Annotated in this window: 20 protein-coding genes; 3 read left to right on the forward strand and 17 right to left on the reverse strand. The window is 47.6% G+C overall.

Annotated features, from left to right (window positions below; genetic code table 11):
- Window positions 1-48 precede the first annotated feature (48 nt).
- From RCH83_RS04960 to RCH83_RS04980, 5 genes are read right to left on the reverse strand one after another with little or no spacing between them, the layout of a single operon-like run.
- A complete protein-coding gene (locus tag RCH83_RS04960; RefSeq protein WP_306519642.1) occupies window positions 49-2,109 on the reverse strand; it encodes a type IV pilus secretin PilQ in 2,061 nt (686 codons plus the stop codon).
- 16 nt (window positions 2,110-2,125) lie between these two features.
- Window positions 2,126-2,662 (reverse strand): pilus assembly protein PilP, encoded by a 537-nt coding sequence (locus RCH83_RS04965; protein ID WP_306519644.1) that lies wholly within the window; start codon window positions 2,660-2,662, stop codon window positions 2,126-2,128.
- Entirely contained in the window at window positions 2,662-3,252 is a 591-nt protein-coding gene (locus RCH83_RS04970) for a type 4a pilus biogenesis protein PilO (protein ID WP_306519646.1), read from the reverse strand. The genes RCH83_RS04965 and RCH83_RS04970 overlap by 1 nt, the downstream gene beginning before the upstream one ends.
- Window positions 3,249-3,860, reverse strand: coding sequence for a PilN domain-containing protein (locus tag RCH83_RS04975; RefSeq protein WP_306519648.1), 612 nt, complete (start codon window positions 3,858-3,860; stop codon window positions 3,249-3,251). The genes RCH83_RS04970 and RCH83_RS04975 overlap by 4 nt, the downstream gene beginning before the upstream one ends.
- A complete protein-coding gene (locus tag RCH83_RS04980) occupies window positions 3,848-4,927 on the reverse strand; it encodes a pilus assembly protein PilM (protein WP_306519650.1) in 1,080 nt (359 codons plus the stop codon). The genes RCH83_RS04975 and RCH83_RS04980 overlap by 13 nt, the downstream gene beginning before the upstream one ends.
- 294 nt (window positions 4,928-5,221) lie before the next feature.
- On the opposite strand from RCH83_RS04980, the gene RCH83_RS04985 reads away from it, so the two are divergent.
- Window positions 5,222-7,636 carry a penicillin-binding protein 1A gene (locus tag RCH83_RS04985; RefSeq protein WP_306519652.1) on the forward strand — a complete coding sequence of 805 codons (2,415 nt, stop codon included), beginning with the start codon at window positions 5,222-5,224 and terminating at the stop codon, window positions 7,634-7,636.
- A gap of 115 nt (window positions 7,637-7,751) precedes the next feature.
- On the opposite strand, the gene argH is transcribed toward RCH83_RS04985, so the two are convergent.
- The 10 genes from argH to metB all read right to left on the reverse strand — a co-directional run bounded on the left by argH (window position 7,752) and on the right by metB (window position 20,678).
- Window positions 7,752-9,131, reverse strand: coding sequence for an argininosuccinate lyase (gene argH, locus RCH83_RS04990; RefSeq protein ID WP_306519654.1), 1,380 nt, complete (start codon window positions 9,129-9,131; stop codon window positions 7,752-7,754).
- Window positions 9,132-9,356: 225 nt separating this feature from the next.
- On the reverse strand, window positions 9,357-10,571 hold the full coding sequence (locus RCH83_RS04995; protein WP_306519656.1) for an argininosuccinate synthase: 1,215 nt from the start codon (window positions 10,569-10,571) through the stop codon (window positions 9,357-9,359).
- A gap of 8 nt (window positions 10,572-10,579) precedes the next feature.
- The gene (locus RCH83_RS05000; protein ID WP_306519658.1) at window positions 10,580-11,494 is read right to left on the reverse strand and encodes an ornithine carbamoyltransferase; all 915 of its coding nucleotides are present in this window, start codon (window positions 11,492-11,494) and stop codon (window positions 10,580-10,582) included.
- Window positions 11,495-11,624: 130 nt separating this feature from the next.
- A complete protein-coding gene (argB, locus tag RCH83_RS05005; RefSeq protein ID WP_306519660.1) occupies window positions 11,625-12,416 on the reverse strand; it encodes an acetylglutamate kinase in 792 nt (263 codons plus the stop codon).
- Window positions 12,416-13,462 (reverse strand): N-acetyl-gamma-glutamyl-phosphate reductase, encoded by a 1,047-nt coding sequence (argC, locus tag RCH83_RS05010; RefSeq protein WP_306519662.1) that lies wholly within the window; start codon window positions 13,460-13,462, stop codon window positions 12,416-12,418. Before argC ends, argB begins: the two co-directional genes overlap by 1 nt.
- A gap of 395 nt (window positions 13,463-13,857) precedes the next feature.
- Window positions 13,858-15,630: a C4-dicarboxylic acid transporter DauA gene (gene dauA / locus RCH83_RS05015; RefSeq protein ID WP_306519664.1), complete on the reverse strand. Its 1,773-nt coding sequence runs from the start codon at window positions 15,628-15,630 to the stop codon at window positions 13,858-13,860.
- A 111-nt stretch (window positions 15,631-15,741) separates the two neighbouring features.
- Window positions 15,742-16,293 (reverse strand): hypothetical protein, encoded by a 552-nt coding sequence (locus RCH83_RS05020; RefSeq protein WP_306519666.1) that lies wholly within the window; start codon window positions 16,291-16,293, stop codon window positions 15,742-15,744.
- Window positions 16,294-16,368: 75 nt separating this feature from the next.
- Window positions 16,369-16,572: a hypothetical protein gene (locus RCH83_RS05025; RefSeq protein ID WP_306519668.1), complete on the reverse strand. Its 204-nt coding sequence runs from the start codon at window positions 16,570-16,572 to the stop codon at window positions 16,369-16,371.
- A gap of 336 nt (window positions 16,573-16,908) precedes the next feature.
- Window positions 16,909-19,335 carry a bifunctional aspartate kinase/homoserine dehydrogenase II gene (metL, locus tag RCH83_RS05030; protein WP_306519670.1) on the reverse strand — a complete coding sequence of 809 codons (2,427 nt, stop codon included), beginning with the start codon at window positions 19,333-19,335 and terminating at the stop codon, window positions 16,909-16,911.
- Between the two features lie 5 nt (window positions 19,336-19,340).
- Entirely contained in the window at window positions 19,341-20,678 is a 1,338-nt protein-coding gene (gene metB / locus RCH83_RS05035) for a cystathionine gamma-synthase (RefSeq protein ID WP_306519672.1), read from the reverse strand.
- 186 nt (window positions 20,679-20,864) lie between these two features.
- Between metB and metJ the strand changes: the two genes are divergently transcribed.
- Window positions 20,865-21,200 (forward strand): met regulon transcriptional regulator MetJ, encoded by a 336-nt coding sequence (gene metJ, locus RCH83_RS05040; protein ID WP_260655934.1) that lies wholly within the window; start codon window positions 20,865-20,867, stop codon window positions 21,198-21,200.
- A gap of 114 nt (window positions 21,201-21,314) precedes the next feature.
- Here metJ and RCH83_RS05045 read toward each other — a convergent pair whose 3' ends face one another.
- The gene (locus RCH83_RS05045) at window positions 21,315-22,559 is read right to left on the reverse strand and encodes a malic enzyme-like NAD(P)-binding protein (protein WP_306519674.1); all 1,245 of its coding nucleotides are present in this window, start codon (window positions 22,557-22,559) and stop codon (window positions 21,315-21,317) included.
- A gap of 709 nt (window positions 22,560-23,268) precedes the next feature.
- Window positions 23,269-23,481, reverse strand: a complete 213-nt coding sequence (gene rpmE / locus RCH83_RS05050) for a 50S ribosomal protein L31 (protein ID WP_082971527.1) — start codon at window positions 23,479-23,481, stop codon at window positions 23,269-23,271.
- Window positions 23,482-23,708: 227 nt separating this feature from the next.
- On the opposite strand from rpmE, the gene priA reads away from it, so the two are divergent.
- Window positions 23,709-25,919: a primosomal protein N' gene (gene priA, locus RCH83_RS05055; protein ID WP_306519676.1), complete on the forward strand. Its 2,211-nt coding sequence runs from the start codon at window positions 23,709-23,711 to the stop codon at window positions 25,917-25,919.
- The last annotated feature ends 115 nt before the right edge of the window (window positions 25,920-26,034 follow it).

Genomic DNA, 26,034 nt, shown 5'->3' on the forward strand with positions numbered 1-26,034 from the left:
TAAATTTCACAGGACCCAAGCGGGTCCTGTGAACTTTGCACTGAAATGTTATTTGTTTTCAGTCAGAATTTTTGGCGTGACGAAAATCAGGAGTTCTTTCTTCTCGGTTTTATCCAGTGAACGACGGAACATAGCGCCAACGTATGGAATATCACCAAAGAAAGGTACTTTTTGTACTGTGTTGATGGTTTGTTGCTGGTAGATACCACCCAGCACTATGGTTTCACCATTATCCACCAGCACCTGGGTCTGGATACGCTGGGTATCGATAGCAACAGCGTTACCAGTGGCTGTTGGTACTACTTTACCTTCGGTATCCTGAGTCACCACCAGATCCAGAATAATTTTATTATCCGGGGTTACCTGAGGTGTCACTTCCAGACTTAATACGGCCTTTTTAAATTCAACTGTGGTAGCGCCACTTGAAGCTGACTGTACATAAGGAATTTCCACACCCTGTTCAATGCGGGCTTTTTTCTGGTTTGCCGTCGAAATACGTGGTGAAGCCACTATTTCTGCTTTGTTTTCTTCTTCCAGCGCTGACAGTTCTAAATCAATCAGGGTGCCATCGCCCAACTTGGCAATATGGAAACCAATACGGCCAGCAGTTGTAGTGCCCGTCGTTGGCAGGTTCACGTTGTATCTGTTATCCAGCGAAGGAATGACACCGTTCGCCAGCTGGTTTGCAGCTATGGCACTACCACCTACACCTTTGGTCAGCTGCTGGTCGTTAAAACCCCAGCGAATACCAAGCTCATCGGCCACACTGTCTTTTACCGTCACCATGCGGGATTCAATCAGTACTTGTTTCACCGGCACATCTAAACGCTCAACTAAACGGCGTACGTTTTCAATGGCTTTGGCTGTATCTTTTAGCAGGATAGTATTGGTTCTGTCGTCCACCGACACCACACCACGGGCTGTTAATAAAGAAGCGTCTTTGTTGCTCAGCAGGTTGGCTAAGTCAGCAGCCTTGGCGTAGTTCACTGCAATAAATTCTGAGTATAAAGCTTCCAGCTCTTCAACTTTATTACGGGCCTGTAACTCTTTGGCTTCACGTTCTGCCAGCTCGTCAGTTGGCGCCACCATCAGGATATTGCCGTCCATACGTTTATCAAGACCACGCACTTTTAATACGATGTCCAGCGCCTGATCCCAAGGGGTACCGTCCAGACGTAAGGTGATATTGCCATTGACAGAGTCGCTGGTGACAAGGTTAAAACCGTTATAGTCCGCGATAATCTGCAGCACAGTACGAACCGGAATATCCTGGAAGTTCAAAGAAATAGCACGACCTTTATATTCTTTCCCGCCAGCCATAAAACCAACGGCAGATTCGTCTTTCTCCACACTTAAGCTGAAAATGTTATCTACTTGCTGGTAGTTAAATTTAAAAGCTTCGGTCGGTTCAATCACAAGACGGGTTAAAGCACCTTCTTTAAAGGTTTCAATGCCTTTAACCACAGTACCAAAGTCCATTACATCCAGCTGATACAGCAACTCTTCCAGAATATCGGTATTGTGGAATTCAACCACAATTTTGCCGAGCTTTTCAGAAACGTCGACCGCAGCAGTGTTCTCTTTTAAGAACACCAGCACCCGGGCTTCGCCTTTTTCACCACGACGGAAGTCTATGGCGTTCACTTTGTTGATATAAGTTGGCAATACGTCAGCACTTTGACCAGGACCTGCTTCGGTCGGGTTGTCAGAAATCTGCAGATAAAACACATTGCCTTTAACGCGGGTGCGGTACAGCTTCAGATAATCCAGATAAATCGACGTTTTAAAACCTTCGTTAAAAAACTCAGATTTTGCTTTTTGTACACCGGCTTTATCAATGACCACTTCTGCCAGTTTTTCTTCGTAATCGGCTTCTTCAAAGGTCAGTTCAATACGCGATGGATCATTGAGTACCTGAACTGAAGGTTCAGCCTGCAATTCTTCATCGAACACAAATTCGATTTCAGTTTCACCTGTGCTTAACGGGTTATAGCGAACATCGTACAGCAGCGGGACCGCCATCGCCGGACTGGCAGACAGCAACAGCAAACCCAGTAACCAACGACGGCAGACCGGTACTTTTTTGATTGTTTTAGTTGTATTTTCCATGCTTCTCTCGCATACCTTATTTGCTGGCTACAGCTGCTGGTTCGGCCATCTGCAGTACTGTGGTTCGTTCTTTCCAACAACCTGCACCATCAGGAATGAGTTCCAGTAATTCCACTTGCGCCGGATCTACATTAATGACACGACCATGGAATAAACCAAGGTAGTTGTTTTTACTGATCCGGTGTAACGTTTTGTCAGAGGCTTCAATTAGCGCCCAGATATCGTCCTGATCACCCAAAGTGCCACGCATTTTCAGGTTATCCAGAGCATACTTCTCCAGTGGCTCTTTCCGCCTTGAAGGATCCGGACTCAAACAGTCCTGAATTTGCGCATACTTTTCCTGTACAGCCTCAGGTCGCGGCGCACTAAAAGGGCTGCGGCTTTCTGCTGATTTGTAACTGATATGCACAAATTGCTTCACTTCAGGCAACGGCGGTATTTTCGCCGGCGTGCTGGCTTTAACTGAATTCATAAATTGCTGAATATCAGTTAAATCATCATAACAGCCTTGCAACAAGAACAAACTGATTAAAACCGGTAAGGAACGGCGCATTATTTAGCCTCCTTATACCGATAAGTTTTTGCAATCACGTTAAAAACCAGGCGTTCTTCTTTGTCTGTACTGACCGAAAAGTCATGCAAAGACACAATACGCGGCAGCTTGGCGACTTCACTAACAAAATTACCAAACTGGTGGTAATCCCCCACCACGTCAATTTTGATCGGAAGTTCGGTGTAGAAGTCTTTTTCAATTTCAGGTAACCAATTGATTTTCACAAAGGTTAAACCTGTTGAAGTGCCTGCATAAGTAATGTCATCCAGCAAACCCGGTGTTTCATGAGTGGCAGGTAACTGTTTTAACAGGTAAGAAAAGGTTTGCTCCATTTCAACCATTTGTTTTTTATAAAGTTCCAGATTTACAGCTGAAGCATATTTCACTCTGTATACCTGGCGCAGCTCCTGCTCTTTGGCCTCAGAAACGCCCAGTTGGGTGATTTTGTCATCAACCAGCAAGAAAAAACTTAAAGTTGCAATCAGAATAGCCAACACAGCTATTACTATGACTTTACCGGCTAAAGGCCAGGAGCCCATATCCGACATATCAAGATTGTTCAGTTCATCCAGATTAAAATTCATGCTCATTTTGCCGTCCCCTGCGCTGGTGTGCCTGGTTTTGCAGTTGCCGGTTTGGCTTCACCCTGCACCGCTTCAAAACCTTTGACTGTCAGGTGGATTTTAAAATCACTGAGGATCTGACTCTGGTCTTTACCTGCTTCGATAAACTCCAGCAATGGATCTTTTAACAGCTCAGAACTTTCAACAGAACGAATCATGTTCGACAAACGGTTATTTGATTCACTTTTGCCAACCAACAACAAAGAGGGGCCTTGCTTTTGCAGATTGGATAAATAAACACCGGCTGGAACCACTGCGGCAATTTCGTCCATGATCTGGGTACCCAGGTTCCGGCTGCTTTGTAGCTGACTGATCAGTTCAATCCGTTTTTGCAGGTTTTTCTTTTTCTCGTCCAGTTCACGGATCTCAACAATACGTTGTTCCAGTACGGTAATTTCGCCCTGCAAATACGCATTGCGACTATTTTGACCTTCAATCTTGGCGCTATACACTGCACTTAACCCAAACACAGCAGCAAAACTTAAAATGCCCGCCATGCTGAGCATCGTCATAAACTGTGTTTGTTGTTGTTTCCGCTGCGCTTCACGCCACGGCAATAAGTTTATATATGCCATGTCGAAAAACTCCGTAACGCCAGACCACTGGCAACCATCAATTGAGGTGCGACCTGATTAAGCAACTCCCGGTCAATTGAAGCGGCACTGTCCATATTTAAAAATGGATTGGCCACAACAGTGTGAATACCCAGTTCGTCAGTCAATAATTTATCCACACCTTCAATCAGACTGGTACCACCAGAAATCAGCAGGTAATCGATATTGTCACGGCCTGAAGTGGTCAGATACATCTGAATACCACGGCGAACTTGTTGCAATAACATGGTCTGGAAAGGGGCAAGTACTTCAAAAGTGTAGTTCGGCGGTAAGTCGTTGTTGACCTTTGCCTGTTCCGCTTCTTCGTATGTTTTGCCGTAATAAGAAACTATGCTGCGGGTATATTGTTCACCACCAAACACCTGATCTCTGGTGTAAAGGGTTTTGCCGCCTTCCATGATACTGAGTAAGGTCATAGTGGCGCCGATATCTACCACGGCAACCAACTTAGATTTCGCATCGCTCGGTAACTGTTTATAACAAAGTTCGGCGGCGCGGCTTAATGCATAACTTTCAACATCGATAACTTTTGCGGTAAATCCACCCTGATCCAATGCGCTGACACGGGTCTGCACACTTTCGGTACGGGCTGCGCTGAGCAGCACATTTACCTTGGACGGGTCGTTTGGATTTAAATCCTGTTTTTCGAAATCCATACTCACTTCACTAAGCGGGTATGGAATTAAACTGTCTGCTTCAACTTCAATCTGACTGGCAAGTTCGTTGTCAGATAAATTCGCGTCCATAAAAATGACTTTGCTGATCACTGTTGAACCTGACACTGCAGCAGCAGCAAACTTCACTGATTTAGGGATTTTTTTGCGGATTTTGCTGATGACATTGCCGACGGCTTCGATGTCCTGGATTTCGCGCTCATTCATCGATCCTTTAATCATAGGTTCAATTGCAAAGGCTTCTACTTTATAATGCGCACCATGCTGACTGAGTAATACAGCCTTCACGGTGTGGGCACCAATGTCTACCCCCAGGATTAAAGGGTTTTTTGTATGAAACAGGCGATTTATCATAGCTTCCTGCGGCCGTATCAAATTTATGATTATTATGGTTTTGATTTCTAGCTTAGTCGTTTTTAAAACGGATCTAAAGCGCTTTAACGACTGCTAATAAATTTATACTAGCAGCCTATTTTGGTAAATGGGAGTAAAAATTGGGGCTATTCAGTGTCTTGGCTTAAAAAACTGGTAATAATTACCCTCAGCGGCGCGATCCTGGGCGTAACTTTGATATTTGGCAGCTACATCTATTTAAAAGATGATCTGCCAAGTGTTGAAACCCTCAAGGATGTCAGGCTGCAAACGCCTATGCGCGTATTCAGTCAGGATGGTGAGCTGATCTCACAATTTGGTGAGAAGCGCAGGATCCCTCTGAAGATCAACGAAATACCACCTTTATTGATCCAGGCGGTACTTGCGACCGAAGATGCGCGTTTTTATGAACATCCGGGCATTGATGTCATTGGTGTATTCCGCGCTGCCACAGTGGTTGCCACAACAGGCGATTATAGTCAGGGTGCCAGCACTATTACCCAACAGTTAGCCAGATTGTTTTTCCTCAGTCGGGAAAAGAAAATAATCCGCAAAATAAAAGAAATCTTTTTAGCATTTCATATTGAAGAGCTGCTGACAAAAGATGAAATACTGGAGTTGTACCTGAATCGGATTGAATTGGGACAACGTGCTTTTGGGGTTGGCGCTGCAGCTCAGGTTTATTTTGGTAAAAATATTCAGGATCTGACTTTATCTGAAATTGCCATTATTGCCGGTTTGCCGCAAGCCCCTTCAGTATTAAATCCGGTGCGCTCACCAAGCCGGGCCAGAGCCCGCCGTAATATAGTGCTTGGTCGTATGCTTACTGTGGGATATATCACGCAACAGCAACATGACGAAGCAGTGCAGGCGCCTATTGTCTCTAAATTACATGGCGCCCAAATTACTGCGTCAGCACCCTATTTAGCCGAGATGGTGCGGCAGGAAGTGGTTGATACTTATGGCGAAGACGAAGCCTATTCCAAAGGTTTTCAGGTATTTACTACTGTAAATTCTGCTCAGCAGGCGCGCGCCGTTGCTGCATTACAACAAAATTTGCATAACTACGATGAACGCCATGGCTTCCGTGGCCCTGTTGCTGTGGTCTGGCCTGCAGTCAAACAGGAAAACGCTGACGGCAGTTTTAGTTTTACTGAAGATAAACGCTTGTCCGATGAGGCCATTTTGGCTTATCTGGATGAGCAGGATTCTATTGAAAAACTGCAGCCAGCAGTGGTGACACAGGTTAAGCAACAGTCTGCAGAACTGATGCTGTCCGGTGGCCGCAAAATTGAGCTGGACTGGGATGGTATGAAATGGGCGCGGGCTTATATCAGTAATGAACGCCAGGCCAATCCGCCGAAAAATGCCGGCCAGATCCTTGCCCCTGGCATGTTGGTGTATCTGCGTGAACAACAGGGTAACTGGCGTTTAAGCCAGCTGCCACAAGCCAGTAGTGCATTGGTGGCACTGGATCCACAAGATGGTGCTGTGCGTGCTTTAGTCGGCGGTTATAGTTTTGGTTTGACCCAGTTTAACCGGGTGACCCAGGCCAACCGTCAGGTTGGTTCCAATATAAAACCTTTTATTTATTCAGCAGCACTGGAACATGGTTATACCCTGGCTTCTATTGTGAACGATGCGCCTATTCATGAATGGGATGCTGGCTCAGGCACCGCCTGGCGACCAAAAAACTCACCTGATGTTTATGACGGCCCTATCCGTTTACGTGAAGCCTTGGCAAAATCAAAAAACGTGGTGTCGGTGCGGCTGATCAGTGGTGTTGGTATTGATCACACCATCAATCACTTAGCTAAGTTTGGTTTTCATAAATCAGATTTACCCCGCAACCAGACTTTGGCTTTAGGCTCTGCTTCATTAACACCGCTGGAACTGGCCACTGGTTATGCCGTTTTTGCCAATGGCGGCCATTTGGTGAAACCTTATGTGATTACCAAGATTCTGGACGATCAGAACAATCTGATTTACGAACATAAAGCAGTGCAGGTATGTGACAACTGTGCCGAAGTTGCCGCTGCCGAAGCCACTTTGCAAGCGGCTGAAAATGCACAAGCCGCAACTGAGCCAGCACAAGACGAGACTGCAGCTGACATCAAAGCAACAGCTGAATTTGCGCCCAGAGTGATTTCTGCCCAAAACGCATTTTTAATTTCCGAAGCAATGAAAAGCGCCATTTGGGGCGGTGACGGCTGGGACGGCACAGCCAAAAACCTGAAGGCGCTGAAACGTCGTGATTTATCCGGTAAAACAGGCACCACCAACGATGTGAAAGACACCTGGTTTTCCGGTTTTACGCCGGATCTGGTGATCACCAGCTGGGTTGGTTTTGATGACGCTGAAAGTGTACTGGGTAAAACGGCATGGAACAGCAATCTGGGTGTGGATCAGGTGGCTGGGGGTGAATCGGGCGCCCGCACTGCGCTGCCGCCGTGGCAACATTTTGCGGAAGTTGCGCTCAAAGATCTGCCGGAAAAATTCCCGCCAACCCCGGTTGGTATAGTGTCGGTGCGGATTGACCATAAAACCGGTTTATTAAGTCAGGCAACGGATAACAGCAGCAGTTTTGAGTTCTTCCAGCAAGGCACAGAACCAACACAATATGCCAATCCAACAAATCCTGATTTGCCTCAGGATCAGCAAAAACCGGCGGAAATTGATATTTTCCGTTAAGGTTTGGCTGCTTCGCTGAGCTTATCAGCGGATAAAAATAGAAAAACCGGCCATGGCCGGTTTTTCTATTTAGGATGATAAAGCCTGTTGCACTGCGACAAAGCCAGGCAAAGCCCTACAAAGTGGCAAACCAGCTTTCTGTGGCAGCAAGTGCTGCCCCAACCTGCTCTGGTGAAGTGCCACCCAAAGCCGCTCTTTTGGCAAGACCCGCTTCGATGGTTAAAGCGGCATACACGTCGTCGCTAATCAGCGGCGAAACTGCTTTAAGCTCACTGAGTGTTAAAGCTTCCAGCGGTTTTTGCTGCGCTGAGGCTTTCAGCACCAACTCACCGGACAGTTCATGCGCATCCCGGAAAGCGACACCTTTACTCACCAGATAATCAGCTAAATCAGTGGCATTGCTGTAGCCAAGCTCGGCGGCTCGACGGCATTGGCCGGCATTGACTGACAAATGTGGCAGCACAGTTGCAAGCACCAGCAAACACTGTTGCCAGGTGGCCATTAAATCAAAAAAGCCTTCTTTGTCTTCCTGCATATCTTTGTTGTAGGCCAGCGGCAGACCTTTGAGCACATGCAAAATACCGACTAAATGCCCAAGCACCCGACCGGTTTTACCGCGTAGCAGCTCAAATACATCGGGGTTTTTCTTTTGTGGCATCAAGGATGAACCTGAAGAAATGGCATCGCCCAGTTTAAAAAAGCCCGCTTCGCCGGAGCAGAAAAAAATCACATCTTCTGATAAGCGCGATAAATGGGTTAAACACAAACTGGCAGCGGAGGAAAGCTCCACTACATAATCGCGGTCCGACACTGCATCCAGGCTATTGCGCGCAGCTTCTGCAAAACCTAAACGTTCGGCAACTGCAACTCTGTCCAGCAACACACCGGTGCCTGCTAAAGCACCACAACCCAAAGGGCAAACATCCATGCGTTTTAACGCGTCATCAATGCGGCTTAAATCACGGCGGAACATTTCAACATAAGCCAAAGCCCAGTGACTGACCAACACCGGCTGTGCCCGCTGTAAATGGGTAAAACCCGGCATCACTAAACCATAATGGCTACGGGCAAAAGTGAGCAATGCACCAATGGCAGATTGCAAAGCATCACGCACTAAACCGGCGTTCAGTTTGCTCCAGAGCCGTAAATCTGTTGCCACCAAATCATTACGCGAACGGCCGGTATGCAGCTTTTTAGCGGCATGACCAATTTTTTCACCAAGTTTGGCTTCAACCCAACTATGAATATCTTCTTCTTTGCTTTGCAGCGGTAACTCTGGGTTGGCTTCGACTTCCAGCGCAAGTTCTGCTAAAGCGCCATCTAACAATGCTGCTTCTTCTGCCGTGATAATACCGGCTTCGGCCAAACCGACAGCCCAGCTGCGTGATGCGGCAATATCTTGCTGCGCCAGTAAATAATCAAATCTTAATGAGTCATTAAAAGCCCGGAATTCATCCAGACTGGCTTCCTGAAAACGTCCGCCCCACATGGCCATGATTGTGCCCTCTCTTTACCCTTCATCCTTGAAACTACAGCTTTGTTACCTTCGCTCTCTCGCCCCAGTCACATAGCTCACTATGCTCCGGGTCGGACTGGCACTCCAGCCTCGTTCGCTTTTCGCCGCGCTGTAACATCAATGATTTTGGGTAGATTAAAAAACAGCGGTCGAAACCGCTGCTTAACTGATTATTGCCGGCCAAAACCGGCGTACAAGATCTGGTTATTTAGTATGCAACGCCCGGATACGGCTGGCTAAAGAATACAAACGGATAAAACCGGCGGCATCTTTCTGGTTATATACTTCATCACCGTCAAAAGTGGCAAAAGCTTCTGAATACAGGCTGTTGGGTGAACGGCGTTTGGCAACTGTCACCTGGCCTTTATAGAGTTTCACCACAATATCACCGGTCAGTTGTTCGGCCAGTGAGTTGGAAGCGGCAAATAACGCATCTTTTAACGGCGTAAACCAACGGCCGTCATACACCAATTGTGCCACTTCTAAACCCACTTCTTCACGGTACTTCAGCGAAGTGCGGTCATAAACCAGGGACTCCAGTGCACGCAGTGCAGCCACGATAATAGTGCCGCCAGGTGTTTCATAACAACCACGCGATTTCATGCCGACAAGGCGGTTTTCAACGATATCAATACGGCCCACACCATGCTCAGAGCCAATGGCGTTCAGCTGTTCAATAGCTTCGATTGCGCCAACCGCATTGCCGTTAATAGCGGTTAATTCGCCTTTTTCGAAACTCAGCTGTAAATATTCAGCTTTATCGGGTGCTTGCTCTGGTGACTTGGTCCACATCCAGACTTGATCCGATGGCTCGTTCCACGGATTTTCCAGCTCGCCACCTTCGTGCGAAATATGGAATAAGTTGGCGTCACGGCTGTAAATTTTGGTGGCTGTAGCTGTAGTCGGTACGTTTTTTTCGGCCAGGTAATTGAGAAGTGACTGGCGGGAATTAAATTCCCACTCACGCCATGGCGCTATCACCTTCAGCTGTGGTGCTAAAGCAGCAAAAGCACCTTCAAAACGCACCTGGTCATTACCTTTGCCAGTGCAACCATGGCATAAAGCATCAGCACCTAACTTTAATGCCAGCTCAACCTGAGCACGGGCAATAATAGGCCGCGCCATCGAAGTGCCGAGCAAATATTGGCCTTCGTAGACAGCACCGGCTTTGAGCGTTGGGTAAATCACTTCTTTGACAAACTGTTCGCGTAAATCCACCACATAACAGCTGCTGGCACCGGATTTAATGGCTTTTTCTTCCACACCGGCTAAATCTTCGGCGCCCTGGCCAACATCAGCCACAAAAGCAATGACTTCGCAGTCGTAGTTGTCTTTCAGCCAAGGCACAATGGCTGAAGTATCTAAACCACCGGAATACGCCAGTACCACTTTTTTCACGTTTTGTTTTGCATCACTCATGTTCGGCCTCAGGCAAATAAACTTACTAAAACAGCATTTTGTGCATGCATACGGTTTTCCGCTTGCTGCAACACCAAAGAATAGTCACTGTCCAGCACTTCGCTGGTCACTTCATGGCCACGATGCGCCGGCAGGCAGTGCATAAAGTTTTTCACTGCCAGCCGCTGCATCACAGCGGTATTAATTTGATAAGGGGCAAAAGTTTTTTCAACATCAGCAGGATCAGCTTTATTGCCCATCGACATCCAGGTGTCGGTATACAAAGCATCAGCACCAGCGGCAGACGACACATGCTGACTCAGCGTCAGTTTAGCGCCACTTTCCTGTGCTAAAGCCTGAGCTCTGAGCAGCACGTGAGCGTCAGGGCCAAAACCTGGTGGTGTCACTACTGTTAAAGTCATACCCATAATGGCAGCGCCTAACATCAGAGAATGACAGACATTATTGCCATCACCAACAAAAGCCAGATGCACTTTGGATAAATCGCCAAATTGCTCTTTCAGTGTCAGTAAATCCGCCAGCGCCTGACATGGATGGTACAAGTCGCTCAGTGCATTAATCACCGGCTTTTTGCTGCTTTGTGCCAGTTTAATCAGGCTTTGTTGTGAATACACCCGCGCCACTATAGCGTCAGTCCAGCAGGCTAAATTGCTGCCGAAATCTTCCACCGACTCGCGCACGCCCATAGCGCCATTTTGTTGATCCAGATAGACACTGTGACCACCAAGTTTGTTGATACCTACGTCAAAACTGACGCGGGTACGCAACGAAGGTTTTTCAAACAACAAGGCAATACTTTTGCCTTTGAGGGCGTTGCTGTAGTTGTTTGGGTGTTGTTTAATCTCGAGGGCTAAATCCAGCAAGCCCGCCAATTGTTGTTGATCCAGTTCAGCTAAACATAACAGCTGTTTTAATTGACTCATAACTCACACTGCTTGACCGCGCTGCGGCTTCCTTATTGGGGAAATCGGCCCGACGGTCTAACAGCGTCAGACCTTCGTAATAGCGGATTTCAGTGGGGTTGAGGGTTTCCCGATGATTCGAAACGCCCCCTTATTCACTGATGCAGGTTCCTACTGCTTGATGTTGCATCAGTTTTAACAAATCATTGGGTTGCTGCCAGCCGGCAACAACGATGGATCGTCGAAGGGCTGCCGCAGTTTCCAAAGCGGCATCTAACTTCACTTTCATGCCGCCTTTAATCACACCACTATCAACCAGCGCCTGCGCGCCTTTGCCATCCAGTGTGCTGATGAGTTTGCCATCAGCGTCCAGAATGCCAGGCACGTCGGTTAATAACACCAACTGTCCTTGCACCAACTGGCAAATAGCGGCGGCTGCTAAGTCGGCGTTGACGTTCAGTAAATCGCCGTTGTCACTTTGGCCAATAGAGCTAAATACCGGCACAAAACCACTTCGTAATAAGGTGTTGACTAAAGTGCCGTCATTGGCTTTGGCAATGCCTACGGCACCCAGTTTTTCATTGATATCAAACTTCAGGCTTTGACCGGCAGCTAAGGTTAAACCTACCGCTTTTAAACCTTGCAGCTGCGCCCGTGACACCATCAGGCTATTCACCGCACCAGCGAGTGCCCCTGTAATTACCGGCATTTGTTCTTTTGGTGACACCCGCTGACCATCAATCTTCTGGGTGCTAAAACCAAAAGTAGCCAGCCAGCTGTCGACTTGATCACCACCGCCATGCACCAGCACTATCGGGTATTGGCTAGAAAGTTGTGCCACTACTTTTAATAACGCATCTAAAGCATTGTTGTCCTGTAACAGCCGGCCGCCCATTTTTAAGACTAAGGGTGTTTTAGCGTTGTTTTGTGTTTGCTCACTCATCACAGCACTCCTGCTTTTTCAAAAGCAAACAAACCTGCGGTTTCAGCTTTACCAAACTTCACGTTTGCTGCCTGCATGGCCTGAGCTGCTGCGCCTTTGAGTAAATTATCAATGGCAGAAACCACCACTAACTGCTCGCCGTCCTGTTGCCAGAAAATATCGCAAAATGGCGAACCTTCTACATCGGCCACATTGGGTGAGGTTGCTGTTAACCGCACCAGCGGTTTATTGGCATAAGCATCCACAAAAGCGGCTTTCACCTGTTCGGCAGTTACACCGGCTTTGAGTGTGACCACGCTGGTGGCCAGAATACCGCGTTTAAAGTTACCTAAATGTGGCGTGAACACCACTTTACGCCCTAAATTTTGTTCAATTTCTGGTCTGTGTCTGTGTTTAAAAAAGCCATAAGCATTGAGGCCCACTTCACAAAATGAAGTGTTGAGCGCCGCTTTGCGGCCAGCACCTGACACGCCGCTGGTGGCGTTGATGACCGGAATACAACCATCCGCCACTAAACCGGCTTTTAACAAAGGTAATAACGCCAGGGTACAGGCTGTAGGGTAACAACCAGGCACAGAAATCAGCTGGGGTAACGGCTTGTCCAACCATTCCATTAATGAATACACAGCTTCATCTAAAAGCGCCGGATGCTGATGCTCATAGCCATAAAATTTTGGATAAAGGTCGGCCTGTTTTAACCGGAAAGCACCCGACAAATCGACAACGACAATACCTGCAGCCATTAATTTTGGCGCTACTTCTTCACTGGCTTCGTGTGGCAGGGCTAAAAAGGCCACATCTACCAATCCAGTGATGCGGGCAATTTCGTCGTCAGTCCAGGGCTCAACCAACACATTCACTTGTTGCTGGAAACGTGGATAGAGCGAAGAAAAAGGCTCTGCTTTGCGGCCGGCAGAGGCATAAGCAAAGCAGAGCTCAAAGTAAGGGTTTCTGGTTAATAAAGCGCAAAGTTCAGCGCCGCTATAACCGGCAGCGCCAAGTACGGCACTACGAATAAGAGTTTTGTCAGACACTACAGACGGCATCAGCTGTCGATCTCCAAAAATAAGCGAATACAACACGGGCTTCGCAACAAACTGCGGCCAGTGTACTGAGTCAATCATGCACTTTCAAGAATTATTATGCTGTTTTTGTGAATTTATATTAATTAATTCCAAATACAACAACTGACAGGCATAGATCTTTTATCTGCGGCTAAGGCTAGCTGAAATTTTTTAATTTTTCGATGACAACAACCAGGGTATAAACCAGCGCAGGAGCAGAAGGCGTTTTGTTATTGTGTGTGGTTAAGGGGTAAAAACAGCGTACCACCAGCTGCATCAGCCTCCCCGGCGGTACAGCTTGTTGCGGCTAGCCACTGCTTGGCCAAAAGTAGCAGTGGCCTATTCAGCTGACAGTGATTTTGTTATGCAAACCACAGTTAAAGCCCTGAATCTGTTAAGGTGTTGTGCTCTTCATCCTGGGAGTGGAGTTGTTTTTTTGGTAATAACCTTAAAGCCTCAGGCAAGGTTGCATAAAACGACAATAATCCGTCTACCGGCCGGATCCGTGCTTTAGCCAGCGTTTTCAGCGGTTGAAACTGCAGATCTACCAGCAGAATATGACAATTTATTTTATCGCAGGCGCTGATGTATTTGTCCAAAGCCACCAAACCCCCAGAGTCTAATAACGATACCCCGTCCATCAGCAGCACCACACTTTGTTGATTTTTACTGAGCTGCGACAACTCACCAAAAACCCTGTCTGCTGCGGCAAAAAACAAAGGTCCGCTAATACGAAATACCTTGTGACCTTCCGCCAGTTTTTCCGGCACCAGTTTTGGGCTTTCAGTCACGTCTGTGACCTTGGTCATCTCTGCCACTTCTTTTACAAAGAGCAGCGCCGCAATAATGATGCCGCTGGTAATGGCTATCACCATGTCGAACAACACGGTAAAAGAAAAACAAACGGTAAAAACCCAGATGTCACTGCGTGGTGCTGTATTAATCAGATGCAGCGCTTTACCGGCTTCACTCATATTCCAGGCCACTACCAGCAATAAAGCCGCCATAGCCGCCATCGGCAAATAAGCCAGCCATTTAGACAATAACAACAGCGCCAACAATACCACCAGCGCATGCACCATAGCAGCAACGGGCGACTGTGCCCCGGCCCGCACATTTGCGGCAGAACGCGCCAAAGCTGCAGTTGCGGTAATACCACCAAAAAACGGCGCTATCAGATTGCCAATGCCCTGCCCCAACAACTCACTGTTGGCGCTGTGGCGCCGCCCTGTCATACCATCGAGCACCACAGCACATAACAAAGATTCAATTGCCCCCAACATGGCCATGGCAAAAGCAGCTGCCAGCAAATCTTTCACCATCTGCGAGCTCCAGACGAGCAGTTGGCCATCGGCGCCCGGTTGTTGCCAGGGCCAGCTAAAACTTGGCAACATATCCGGAATGCCCATGGCAGTACCGCCATCCAGCGTGTGGTATTGAAATCTGCTGCCAATAGTTTCAACCGGCAACGAAAACCAGTTCAGCACTAGAGCGGTAATAGTACCGGCCAGTACTGCCGGCAAATGGGCCGGAATAGGCAGCTTTAATGCGGGCCATTTAAACATCACCAACAAAGTGACGCCGGCAACCAGCATGCTGGGCCAATGGGCGCTGTCGGCCGCTAACATCAGGGCATGTAATTTTTCGATGTAATGTTCGGGCATGGCGGCCAGCTGCAAGCCAAATAAGTCTTTGATTTGCAGAGTTGCAATAACAACAGCAATACCAGCGGTAAAACCCAGGGTTACAGCTTCCGGAATATACTGAATAAAACGGCCAAGCCTGAGCATCGCCATCATCACCAGCAGGCCGCCGGACAAGGTTGTGGCTATCAATAAACCAGCCAAACCATATTTTTGCGCGACCGGATACAAAATAACGACAAAAGCAGCAGTAGGCCCGGACACACTAAAACGCGAGCCACCACAAAGCGGAATAATAAAACCGGCAATAATAGCGGTGTAAAGACCATATTGAGGCGGCACACCACTGGCAATGGCGAGTGCCATGGCCAAAGGAATAGCAATAATACCAACAGTAACACCTGCCAGCAGATCTTTGCCCAGTTGCTGCCGGCCATAACCTTCCGCCGCCGCATCCCTTAAAGCATGACCCATTCGTAAAGAAAACAGATAAGCGCGATGAGACATAAGCCGCCCCTGAAAAAAACATGGTCAGAAGCTGCAAGCATAACCGAAAATCTTGCGGAAATTTTTGATTTACAAGGATACTTTAGTCGCAGAGACTAAAAAAACAGCGACTTAAGGGTTGAGCCAGCGTTGCACCCTGGCCGGCAAACGAATACGACCCGGTGCCAACAACAAACTCCAGACAGTTAAATCAACCAGCAGCCGGATGCCTATAGCAACAATAGGGCCGGTGCTAAAGAAAAATGGTATGTTTTCACCAAAAACGGTTTTATCCATCAGATGGATCATCAGTTCGGCTGAGCCAAGTACATGATACAAAGAAGAAAATGCCAGTAAAAAAGCAATCAGATACACCTGAGGATAATGGCCACGCTGCGGCTGCGATTTAAACAATTTATGCAGCGCCGGATCCATATGGTAATGCACCAGCAAAAACGCAAACAGCAGATCGACCAGGCCGGTCACAAGTAAATAAGTGAGAGGCAACGAATCCATCAGTAAAAAACCCAGCAGGAACTCAGCAAAGCGGATAAAAAGCACTATGGCGAGGGTTGGGTAGATTGCATTTTTATTTCTGCCTAAAAATGCAATCAGCAATACGGATAAAACTGTAACACCAGCAACCTGAAGTTGATCGTCACGCAAGATAAAAGTGGCTGCCAAAAAAAATGCGCAAAGCAATACAACACTGATATTGGCAACCAATCCTTTTATCTCATGCACGTAAACCTCAACTTATTAGGCAGGAATAGTTGGCCATTTTGGCCAGCTAGTGCCCAAAGTCTGTACCTGACCACCACCACTTGCCAGCGCTAAAGCTTCAGCAGACAAAGTGACTTTGTCCTGAGCTGCCGGTAATGGCTGTTTTTCTAACGCCGTATTTTTTTTCGTTTGAACGTCGAATAATGGCGAGTTGACGCCTGATTGTGCATTGATTTGCATGATGAGTAAATCCCTAATTTGTAAGTTTATTTGTTAGACTTCTCGAAAAATTTGTGCCCATTTCCGAGTCTTCTTAAGCGAGTCGGTAACAACGGCAAATACTATTTAGCAACAACTGCGCCATGATCTGCTGACAAAAATTTGGCGTTGGTAAAAACAGCAATAAAAAACCAGTAAGTAAATGAATTAAAATGGTTTATTTAGCTTAAAAAAACCTCTAACCTCACTGATCCGGCCGGATCATTCCAGATCGGTGCACAAAAAAATAACGGCAAATATTTGCCGTTATCGGGAACAAATGTCGGCCAAAAGCGGCAACAGTTGTATGCCTGGCGCTCAGGCTCTTTCATTGGCCCAGGCAGCTGCTTGCGCCTGACTATGTCGTGCCGCTTTTGCCGCAGCCATTTGCTGGCGTGCCAAAATGGCCAAATCAGCGTGAATACCACCTGCTGTCACCAAGCGGCCGGCGCCAGGGCCTTTGAGCACCAGCGGATTGGCCTGATACCAGTCGGATTCAATGACAAATACATTGTCACACGCCTGAATGGCAGCCAGCGGATGTTCAGGCGCAACTTCCAGTAACTGCACATTGGCTTTAGGACCTTGGGCTGTCACTGTTAAAGTAGCGACATAACGTAATTTATTGCCGGCCGCTTCAGCTTTGGCAAAAGTAGCAGCCATAACATTGTTGAGGGTGTCGCGCTCCAGCCAGAAATCATCCCAGCTACCCTGCTCCAAACCCTGAGGTAATAAAGGCGTCAGTTCTATATCATTGATATCCAGTGTTAAACCCAGCTCACGCGCCAGTACCAGCAATTTACGTTGTACATCTTTGCCGGATAAATCGTCACGTGGATCCGGCTCTGTTAAACCTTCGGCCTGCGCCTGTAACACAAAGTCAGAAAAAGGCGCACTACCGTCGTATTTACACAACAACCAGGACAAAGTACCGGAAAAAATGCCGCTGATTTGCTGAATATGATCACCGGAACTTTGCAGCTCCTGCAAAATACGTTGCACCGGTAAACCAGCGCCAACAGTGGTATTGGCCAACCAGCTGACCTGCTGCTCGGCAACAGTAGCGGCGATATGCTGATATTGCGCCAGCGGTAAGGTTACCCCTTGTTTATTGGCGCTGATTAAGTGACAACCTGTTTGCACAAAGTCGGCATAAGCTTCAGCAAAAGTTTTACTTGGTGTGATGTCCACCAACACTTTTGGGCTTGGCAAGGCTGTTAAATAATCGAGTAAATCCTGTTTTTGATACAAAGGCGCCGCCGCTAACTGCGGCTGCCAGTTGTGCACATTCAGCTCGTCACTAAAACAGGCCTGGCGCGAATTCAGCACACCCGCCAGTTTTAATTCAATTTGCCCGGCAAAAGCCTGTTGTTGTTTGGCCAATAACGCCAAAAATTCAGCACCAACATTACCAGTGCCGGCGACGACCACATTCAGCCGCACCTGTGTTGGCAACAGCAGCTGATGAAATTCGGTGAGTTCTCTTGCTGTTAAAGCGGGTGCAAATAACCAAAGCGCTAATTCGTGGTTGGCAAAACTAAAAGCCGGTTGTTGCCGCTCCAGCCAATGCGCGGCCTGCAACGACAACTGTTTTTGTTGTTTAGCAGCTGGCTTTACCCAGGCAACAGCCTGATATTGTTCACTGCTGACTCTGGGGTAAATCTGTTGCTGACCCAGATAACTTAATAAAATATCTAGATTTTTTTGCGCAACGACCCAGGAGTTGTTATCGCCAGGCACTGCAAACACTGTCAGCTGCAAGCTGGCCGCAACAACTTCGGCCTTTAGCACCACGCCTTTTGGCAAAGTGACCAGCACCACATCGTTTAAATCAGTGACAAACTGCACTTCTATCGCGGCCTGGCGGCTGACTTTACAACCAGGCTGCTCCGGCTCGTAACTGCTGCGTACCACCAATTCTGCGGCATAATCATGCAACGGGCTTAACGTTTTGGCATGCAACACAGGGTTACCCAATTGCGCCAATAGCGTGGCCTGAGCAAAAGGCACCTGACGGTAAGCCCGGGCTGAAGGCACTTTACGTGGATCTGCACTATAAATGGCATCCACATCTGTCCAGATATTAATACTTTGCGCCTGCACCAACCGACCCAAAATAGTGGCGGAATAATCACTGCCATTACGGCCAAGGGTAATGCTGTCGCCTGCTTCATTGCGGGCAATAAAACCAGTCACCACATTAAAACCGTTTATACACAGCGGTTTTAACAAAGCTTGTGATTCTTGCCATAACACCTGCTGGCCAGACAGTTTTAAAAAGTCGCGTGCATCTATCGCTTTGGCGGCAACACCACGTTCCTGCAATAAAAAGCTCAGCAACAAGGCCGACAGTTTTTCGCCTGTTGCCAGCACATCGTTGTGTTGACCTGCCAACACCAAAGCCGGAATAGCCGCCAGCCAATGGTTCAGCTCATTTAACACTAAAGGTGCAGTAGCAGCAGTTAAAGTGCGGCTAACCAGCAAACGTAATTGTTGTGCCAACTGCTGGTACTGAAGTTCAAACGCTGAGGTGTCAGTAGCGCAGTCGAGCAGCGCCAGCAAATGGTCTGTGGTATCACCCGGCGCCGAAACCACCACAAAAGCTGAAGCCTGAGCTTGCGGCAGCAAAATGTCGGCCACCGCATGAAACCGCTCGCTTGAGGCTAAACTGCTGCCACCAAATTTATGCACCACCAGCACAGAGGCTGCTGAATTCGTTGAAGAAACTGACGATAAGACGGTCATAAAACTCACCAGAAAGCGGCCAGCGCCGGATTTAAACGAAAAGACTGTTCAGCTTCTGCCGCATTTTGGCGTCCGGCATCATGGTGTTTTGCCGCTGCAGTTGTCGCAACAACCTGAGTGCCGGCGTCGGCAGTGGTGCTGCCAGCAGTGTTGCCAGAATGCGGTTTGCCGTCGGCCTCAATAGCCAAAGCCACAGCCGCAAAAGCCTGAGCTAAGTCGGCCAATAAATCTCTTGGGTCTTCAATGCCCACAGATAAACGAATTAAGGTTGGGCCAATACCGGCCGTTTTTTGCGCGGCGGCATCCATAGAAGCGTGGGTCATGGAGCCTGGGTGGCAAATTAAACTTTCAATGCCCCCTAAAGACTGTGCCAGCGTAAAACAACGTAAAGCGCTGAAAAACACCGGTAAATAAGCTTCATCAGCCGCTAAATCAAAGCTGACCATGGCACCAAAACCGTTTTGTTGGGCTTTGGCAATGGCATGACCCGGATGGTCTTTCAGGCCGGGATAATAAGTTTTGGCCACCAGTGTTTGCTGCTGCAGAAATTCCACCACCAGCGCAGCGTTTTCCTGATGGGCTTTCATTCTTGGCAATAAAGTACGAATGCCCCGCAAGGTTAAGTGAGCGTCAAAAGCGCCGCCTGTAACCCCTAAACAATTGGCCCACCATTTCAATTCATCACCAATGGCCTGATCTTTGGCAATCAGCGCACCACCAACAATATCGCTGTGGCCGTTTAAATATTTAGTGGTGGAATGCACCACAATGTCAGCGCCCAGTTGCAGCGGTTGTTGTAACACCGGCGATAAAAAAGTGTTGTCCACCACCACCAACGCATTGAGGTTTTTTGCAAAATCACAGACCGCTTTGACATCAGTGATTTGTAGCAATGGATTGCTCGGTGTTTCCAGCCAAATCATTTTTGGTTTGGCGTTTTGCACCAGTGCTTTCCAGTCGTTTTGCTGAAAATTAACAATCACTACTTTAAAAGCTTGTTTACGGTTAGCCAGATTGACAAACAAACGGTAACTACCACCGTAACAATCATGTGGGATCACCAGCGTGTCCTGGGGTGTTAGCAGCTGCAGTGCCAATAAACAGGCTGACATGCCGGTGCTGGTCACTAAACCTTTGGCGCCGCCTTCTAATTCAGCTAAAGCATCACCCAATAAGTCGCGGCTTGGGTTATTGGAGCGCGAATAATCGTATTTGCCCGGCTGTTTAAAAGCTTTTAATTCGTAAGTTGAAGTTAAGTATAAAGGTGGAGTAACAGAGCCATAAGCCGGATCCTGCGCTATGCCAGCGCGGGCGGTAATAGTGGCGGAGTGGCGGTTCGACATAGTTAACCTCAAACTTATATAGGCGTTTAGACGTCTAAAAGTATACTTGCCAAAAATGAGAAGTCAAAACATTTAGACGTCTACAATGATTATTTCTTGCGCATTGTTTGTGTCCCGTCGTATAAAGAAGTAAAATTCCGGCCCAAAATGCGCTACGCAACTTAAAAAAACAATCAAGGTACAACTATGGCTAAGTGGAATGGTGAATACGTTCACCCGTATGCCGAACACGGCAAAAAATCTGAGCAGGTGAAAAAAATCACCGTTTCTATCCCGCTGAATGTATTAAAAGTGCTGACTGATGAAAGAACCCGCCGTCAGGTCAATAACTTACGTCATGCCACCAACAGCGAATTATTATGTGAAGCTTTTTTGCATGCCTTTACCGGTCAGCCACTGCCAGCCGATGAAGACTTACGCAAAGACAACCCACATCAGATTCCGGTGGAAGTGCGTAACATTCTGACCAGCATGGGCAAACCAATTCCGGTTATTCAGGAAGCTGAATCTGACGAAGAATAATCTGACTCACCACTAAAAATTCCAAGAGTCAGAAAATACAATAAACACAAATCAACAGAATGCAGAAACCCGCCAATTGGCGGGTTTCTTTTTTGCGTTTTTAACTACAGCGGTTTATTGCTGCATATAACCATCTGGCATGGCTATACGGGCAACGCCTGAAGCAACAGCTGCGTCAGCCACAGCTTTGGCCACTCTTGGCAACAAGCGTGGGTCCATAGGTTTTGGAATAATATACTCTTTGCCAAACTCCAGGCTTTTCACCTGGGACGCCACCAACACGGCTTCCGGCACCGGCTCTTTGGCAATTTTGCGGATGGCTTCTACCGCCGCCACTTTCATTTCGTCGTTGATCACACTGGCACGCACGTCCAGCGCACCACGGAAAATAAAAGGGAAACACAACACGTTGTTTACCTGATTTGGATAATCCGAACGGCCTGTAGCCATAATTAAATCTGAACGCACGGCATGCGCCAGCTCAGGTTTAATTTCCGGATCCGGGTTAGAGCAGGCAAAAATTACCGGTTTATCCGCCATTAACTTCAGCGCTTGTGGCGGCAATACGTCCGGGCCCGACACACCCACAAATACATCAGCGCCGTCCAGTGCATCTTCCAGCGTGCGTTTGTCGGTGTTATTGGCAAATAAGGTTTTGTATTTGTTTAAATCTTCACGGCGGGTGTGAATTACACCTTTAGTGTCGAGCATATAAATGTATTCACGTTTGGCGCCACATTTAATCAGCAATTCCATACAGGCAATAGCGGCAGCACCGGCGCCCATACAAACGATAGTGACTTTACGGATATCTTTGCCCTGAATTTCCAAAGCGTTTAACAGGCCAGCTGCTGTGACAATAGCGGTGCCGTGCTGGTCGTCGTGAAACACCGGAATATTGCAGCGTTTAATCAGCTCTTTTTCAATTTCAAAACATTCAGGCGATTTAATATCTTCAAGGTTAATACCACCAAAGGTGTCGGCAATATTGGCAACAGTATTAATAAATTCTTCAGTAGTGCGGTGCGTCACTTCAATATCAATCGAATCAAGGTTCGCAAAACGTTTAAATAACAACGCTTTACCTTCCATCACCGGTTTTGAAGCCATAGGGCCTAAATTGCCTAAACCTAAAATAGCGGTACCGTTGGTGATCACAGCCACCAGATTGCCTTTGGCGGTGTATTTGTAAACGTCGTCCGGATTGGCGGCAATTTCCCGCACCGGCTCAGCCACACCCGGGCTATACGCCAGCGCCAAATCTTTCACCGTTTCGGCCGGTTTACTAATCTCAATACTGATTTTGCCTGGCTTAGGTTCGGCATGATACCGCAGTGCTTGTTCTCTGAAATCTGACATGGTAAGAGTGTCCTGACGCTTAGCCCTTTGGGCATTTAGTTGTATTTGCCAATCTTTTGCCATTTTTTTGCGAAGGTGCTGCGCAAAAGGCCGCTCATTCTAATAAGCAGACCCGCTGAATCAAATCATTAACTTTCTGATCGTACCACTGGTGTAGGAACAGCTGCACTTTCAGACAATTTGCACACCAGCTACCGGCCAAAAACCATGCACCGATACCCGCCCTTTGTGCTGCACATAATTTGTGCAAATTTCAGCGTCTTAGGGTTTATAACAAGTTTTTCTGACGAAACCAAGCAGTATTTCAGAGGGAGGTATGACCAGTGATGGTGCTTATTATTAACCATGCAATATAGATGCATAAACGGCCAGATGGATAATGAAAGGTTGTTGATATTTATGCAGTACACTGCAAAACAGACAGGTAAAACTTGTTTAAAATCAAAAATATAAAGCAATAGCGAATAGAAAAAAATTTGCATAATTTTCTTTTTCTTATGCAGAGGAATTTTTTTGCACAAGTGCAGTGTTAGCAGGAAGCTGTTATAGCGAATGAAAGAAAACAGTACTCAAAACAAAAAGATGAAGTTGTAGACCTGCGAGCAACAACAGGCTGTAGCCAGGCGGCTTGATTCAGTAAATTGCCAAATTGCAACCAACAAAAAAGGCACCGGAGTGCCTTTTTGCTGTTTTACAACGGGAAGCCGGATTATTTGGCACCCAGTACCGCAAAACGTTTTTTGAAGCGGTCAACACGACCACCTACGTCCAGAACTTTTTGCTTACCAGTGTAGAACGGGTGGCAAGCTGAGCAAACGTCCAAGTGGATGTCTTTGCACAGAGCTGAACTTGTTTTGAATGCATTACCGCAAGTACAGGTTGCAGTGATTTCTTTGTATTCCGGGTGGATACCTGGTTTCATGGCTTACCTCGTTGGGCCGTATCGCAATCTGATCAGTCTTGCTGTCAAACACCATACGTATTTCAGTTAAATTAGGGCGCGTAGCTTAATAGATCAGCAGGCCTTATTCAACAAAAAAAACCGTCTGCAGAAAAAAAGCTCAGTACCAGAAGCTACAACAGAAATAGCCCTGTTCAGGGTGCATCCCGCTTTGTACACTGCAGGGAGTTTGTCCGCGGAATTTAACTGTGCTGATTGTTCGTGTTGCCCTACCGGTGCCGCTGCGCCAACATTTTGATTATCAACTGGAAACTGACGATCCTACCCATGTGAAAGTTGGTGCAAGGGTGTTGGTGCCTTTTGGCAAACGCCAGCTGGTGGGTATCGTCTGGCAAATAAATCCAGTGGATAGTTTTAACGACAACAAACTAAAAACCGTTAGTGCCCTTTTGGATCCAAGCCCTGTGCTTGGGCCTAAACTCAGAGATTTACTGAGTTTTGCCAGCGATTATTACCATCATCCGCTGGGTGATGTACTGACCAGTGCTTTACCGGCTTTATTGCGGGAAGGCCGTTTGCTGGATGATGAAAAACATAAAATAATAAAGCTCACTGAAACAGGCCAAAAGCTCAGCGAACACGATTTTCGCCGCTCCGCCAAACAGCTGGCCTTGTGGCAAGCTTTGCGCACAAATGAGCTTTCTGAAGCAGAGTTACTGCAAAATCACAGCAGAACCACACTGAATCAGCTGCTGGAAAAAAACCTGGTTGAGCTCGTCAGCCAACCTTTTGCACCATTTGTTTATCAGAGAGAAAAACAAAAAGCGCTGCAACTGAACCCGGCACAGGCACTGGCCGTCACCGCAGTGGTACAGGCGCTTGGCAGTTTCAGCCGTTTTTTGCTGGAAGGGGTCACAGGCTCTGGCAAAACCGAAGTGTATTTACAGGCAATAACGCCTGTGCTTGCCAAAGGTCAGCAGGTATTGGTGCTGGTGCCGGAAATTGGCTTAACGCCACAAACACTGGCGCGTTTTGAAAAACGTTTTGCTGTGCCTATGCAAAGCTGGCATTCCAACATGACCGACAGCGAAAGGTTGCGCGCCTGGCAACGCAGTCAGAGTGGTGACGCTGCTATTACCATAGGCACGCGCTCGGCTTTGTTTTTACCCTTTAGAAATCTGGGTTTATTGATCATTGATGAAGAGCATGATCAGTCGTTAAAACAGCAGGACGGCTTTCGTTATCATGCCCGCGACTTGGCGGTTAAACGCGCCAGTATAGAGCAGTGCCCTATTCTGCTGGGTTCTGCCACGCCCAGCCTCGAATCTTTATATAACGTACAACAGAAAAAATTCAGCCATCTGCAATTACCGGAACGTGCCACCAGTCAGTTAGTGCCACAAATAGAACTGATTGATTTAAAACAACAAGTACTGAAACACGGTTTGGCAGACGGCACGCTGGCGCAAATGCGCCAGCATCTGAGTCGCGGCCGTCAGGTGATGTTATTTTTAAACCGCCGTGGTTTTGCTCCGGCGCTGATTTGCCACGAATGTGGCTGGCTGACCGAATGCCTGCATTGCAGCGCTTTTACCACTTACCATAAACAAAGCCGCCAGCTGGTGTGCCACCACTGCGCCGCCACCAGACCAGTGCCGCACCAGTGTGGCGCTTGTGGCAGCACCCAGCTGGCACCTGTGGGTCAGGGCACAGAACAATTGGAAGAGCAACTGGGCAAATTGATTCCGGATTTTCCTATTACCCGGCTGGACCGCGACAGCACCAGACGCAAAGGCAGTCTGGAAGCACATCTGGCTACTATTCAAAGTGGCGCCCCACAGCTTGTTATCGGTACTCAGATGTTAGCCAAAGGCCATCATTTTCCGGCTGTTACTTTAGTAGTGATTGTTGATGTGGACGGTGCCTTGTATAGCAGTGATTTTCGCGCTGCCGAGCAGTTATCGCAGCTGCTGACCCAGGTGTCAGGCCGCGCTGGCCGTGGCGACATGCCTGGCAAAGTGCTGTTGCAAACCCATTATCCGGGCCATCCGCTGTTGCAGGATGTGATTCAGAATGGCTACAGCGCTTTTGCCCGCAGTGCCTTAAAAGAGCGGCAACAAACCCAGCTGCCGCCTTATCAGTTTATGGCGATGTTTCGTGCTGAAGGCCTCGACAGCGCCATTTGCCAGTTATGGTTGTCGGAACTGCAGCAAATTTGTGCCGGGCAAATGCAAGCGGCAACACCGTTAGCTCCGGCCAAAAGAGTACAGTGGCTTGGGCCTGTGAAAGCACCGCTGGAGCGCAAAGCCGGTAAATATCGTTGGCAGTTACAGTTATTTAGCCCGGATCGCAAAGCTTTACATCAGATGCTGGAGCTGTTGTTAGACCATATCAGTCGCTCGGCGCTTAGCCGAAAACTAAAATGGCAACTGGATGTAGATCCATTGGATCTGAGTTAATGGCCAGATAAAACTGCACAGCAAAACATCAACAACAGCAAAGGCGAATCTTATGTCATTTCTTTTTTGCTGAACTTCAGTAGAATGCCCTAAAGCCTGTAAAAAAGTGTGAAGC

This window comes from Rheinheimera sp. (genome assembly GCF_030824435.1).
Lineage (GTDB): Bacteria > Pseudomonadota > Gammaproteobacteria > Enterobacterales > Alteromonadaceae > Pararheinheimera.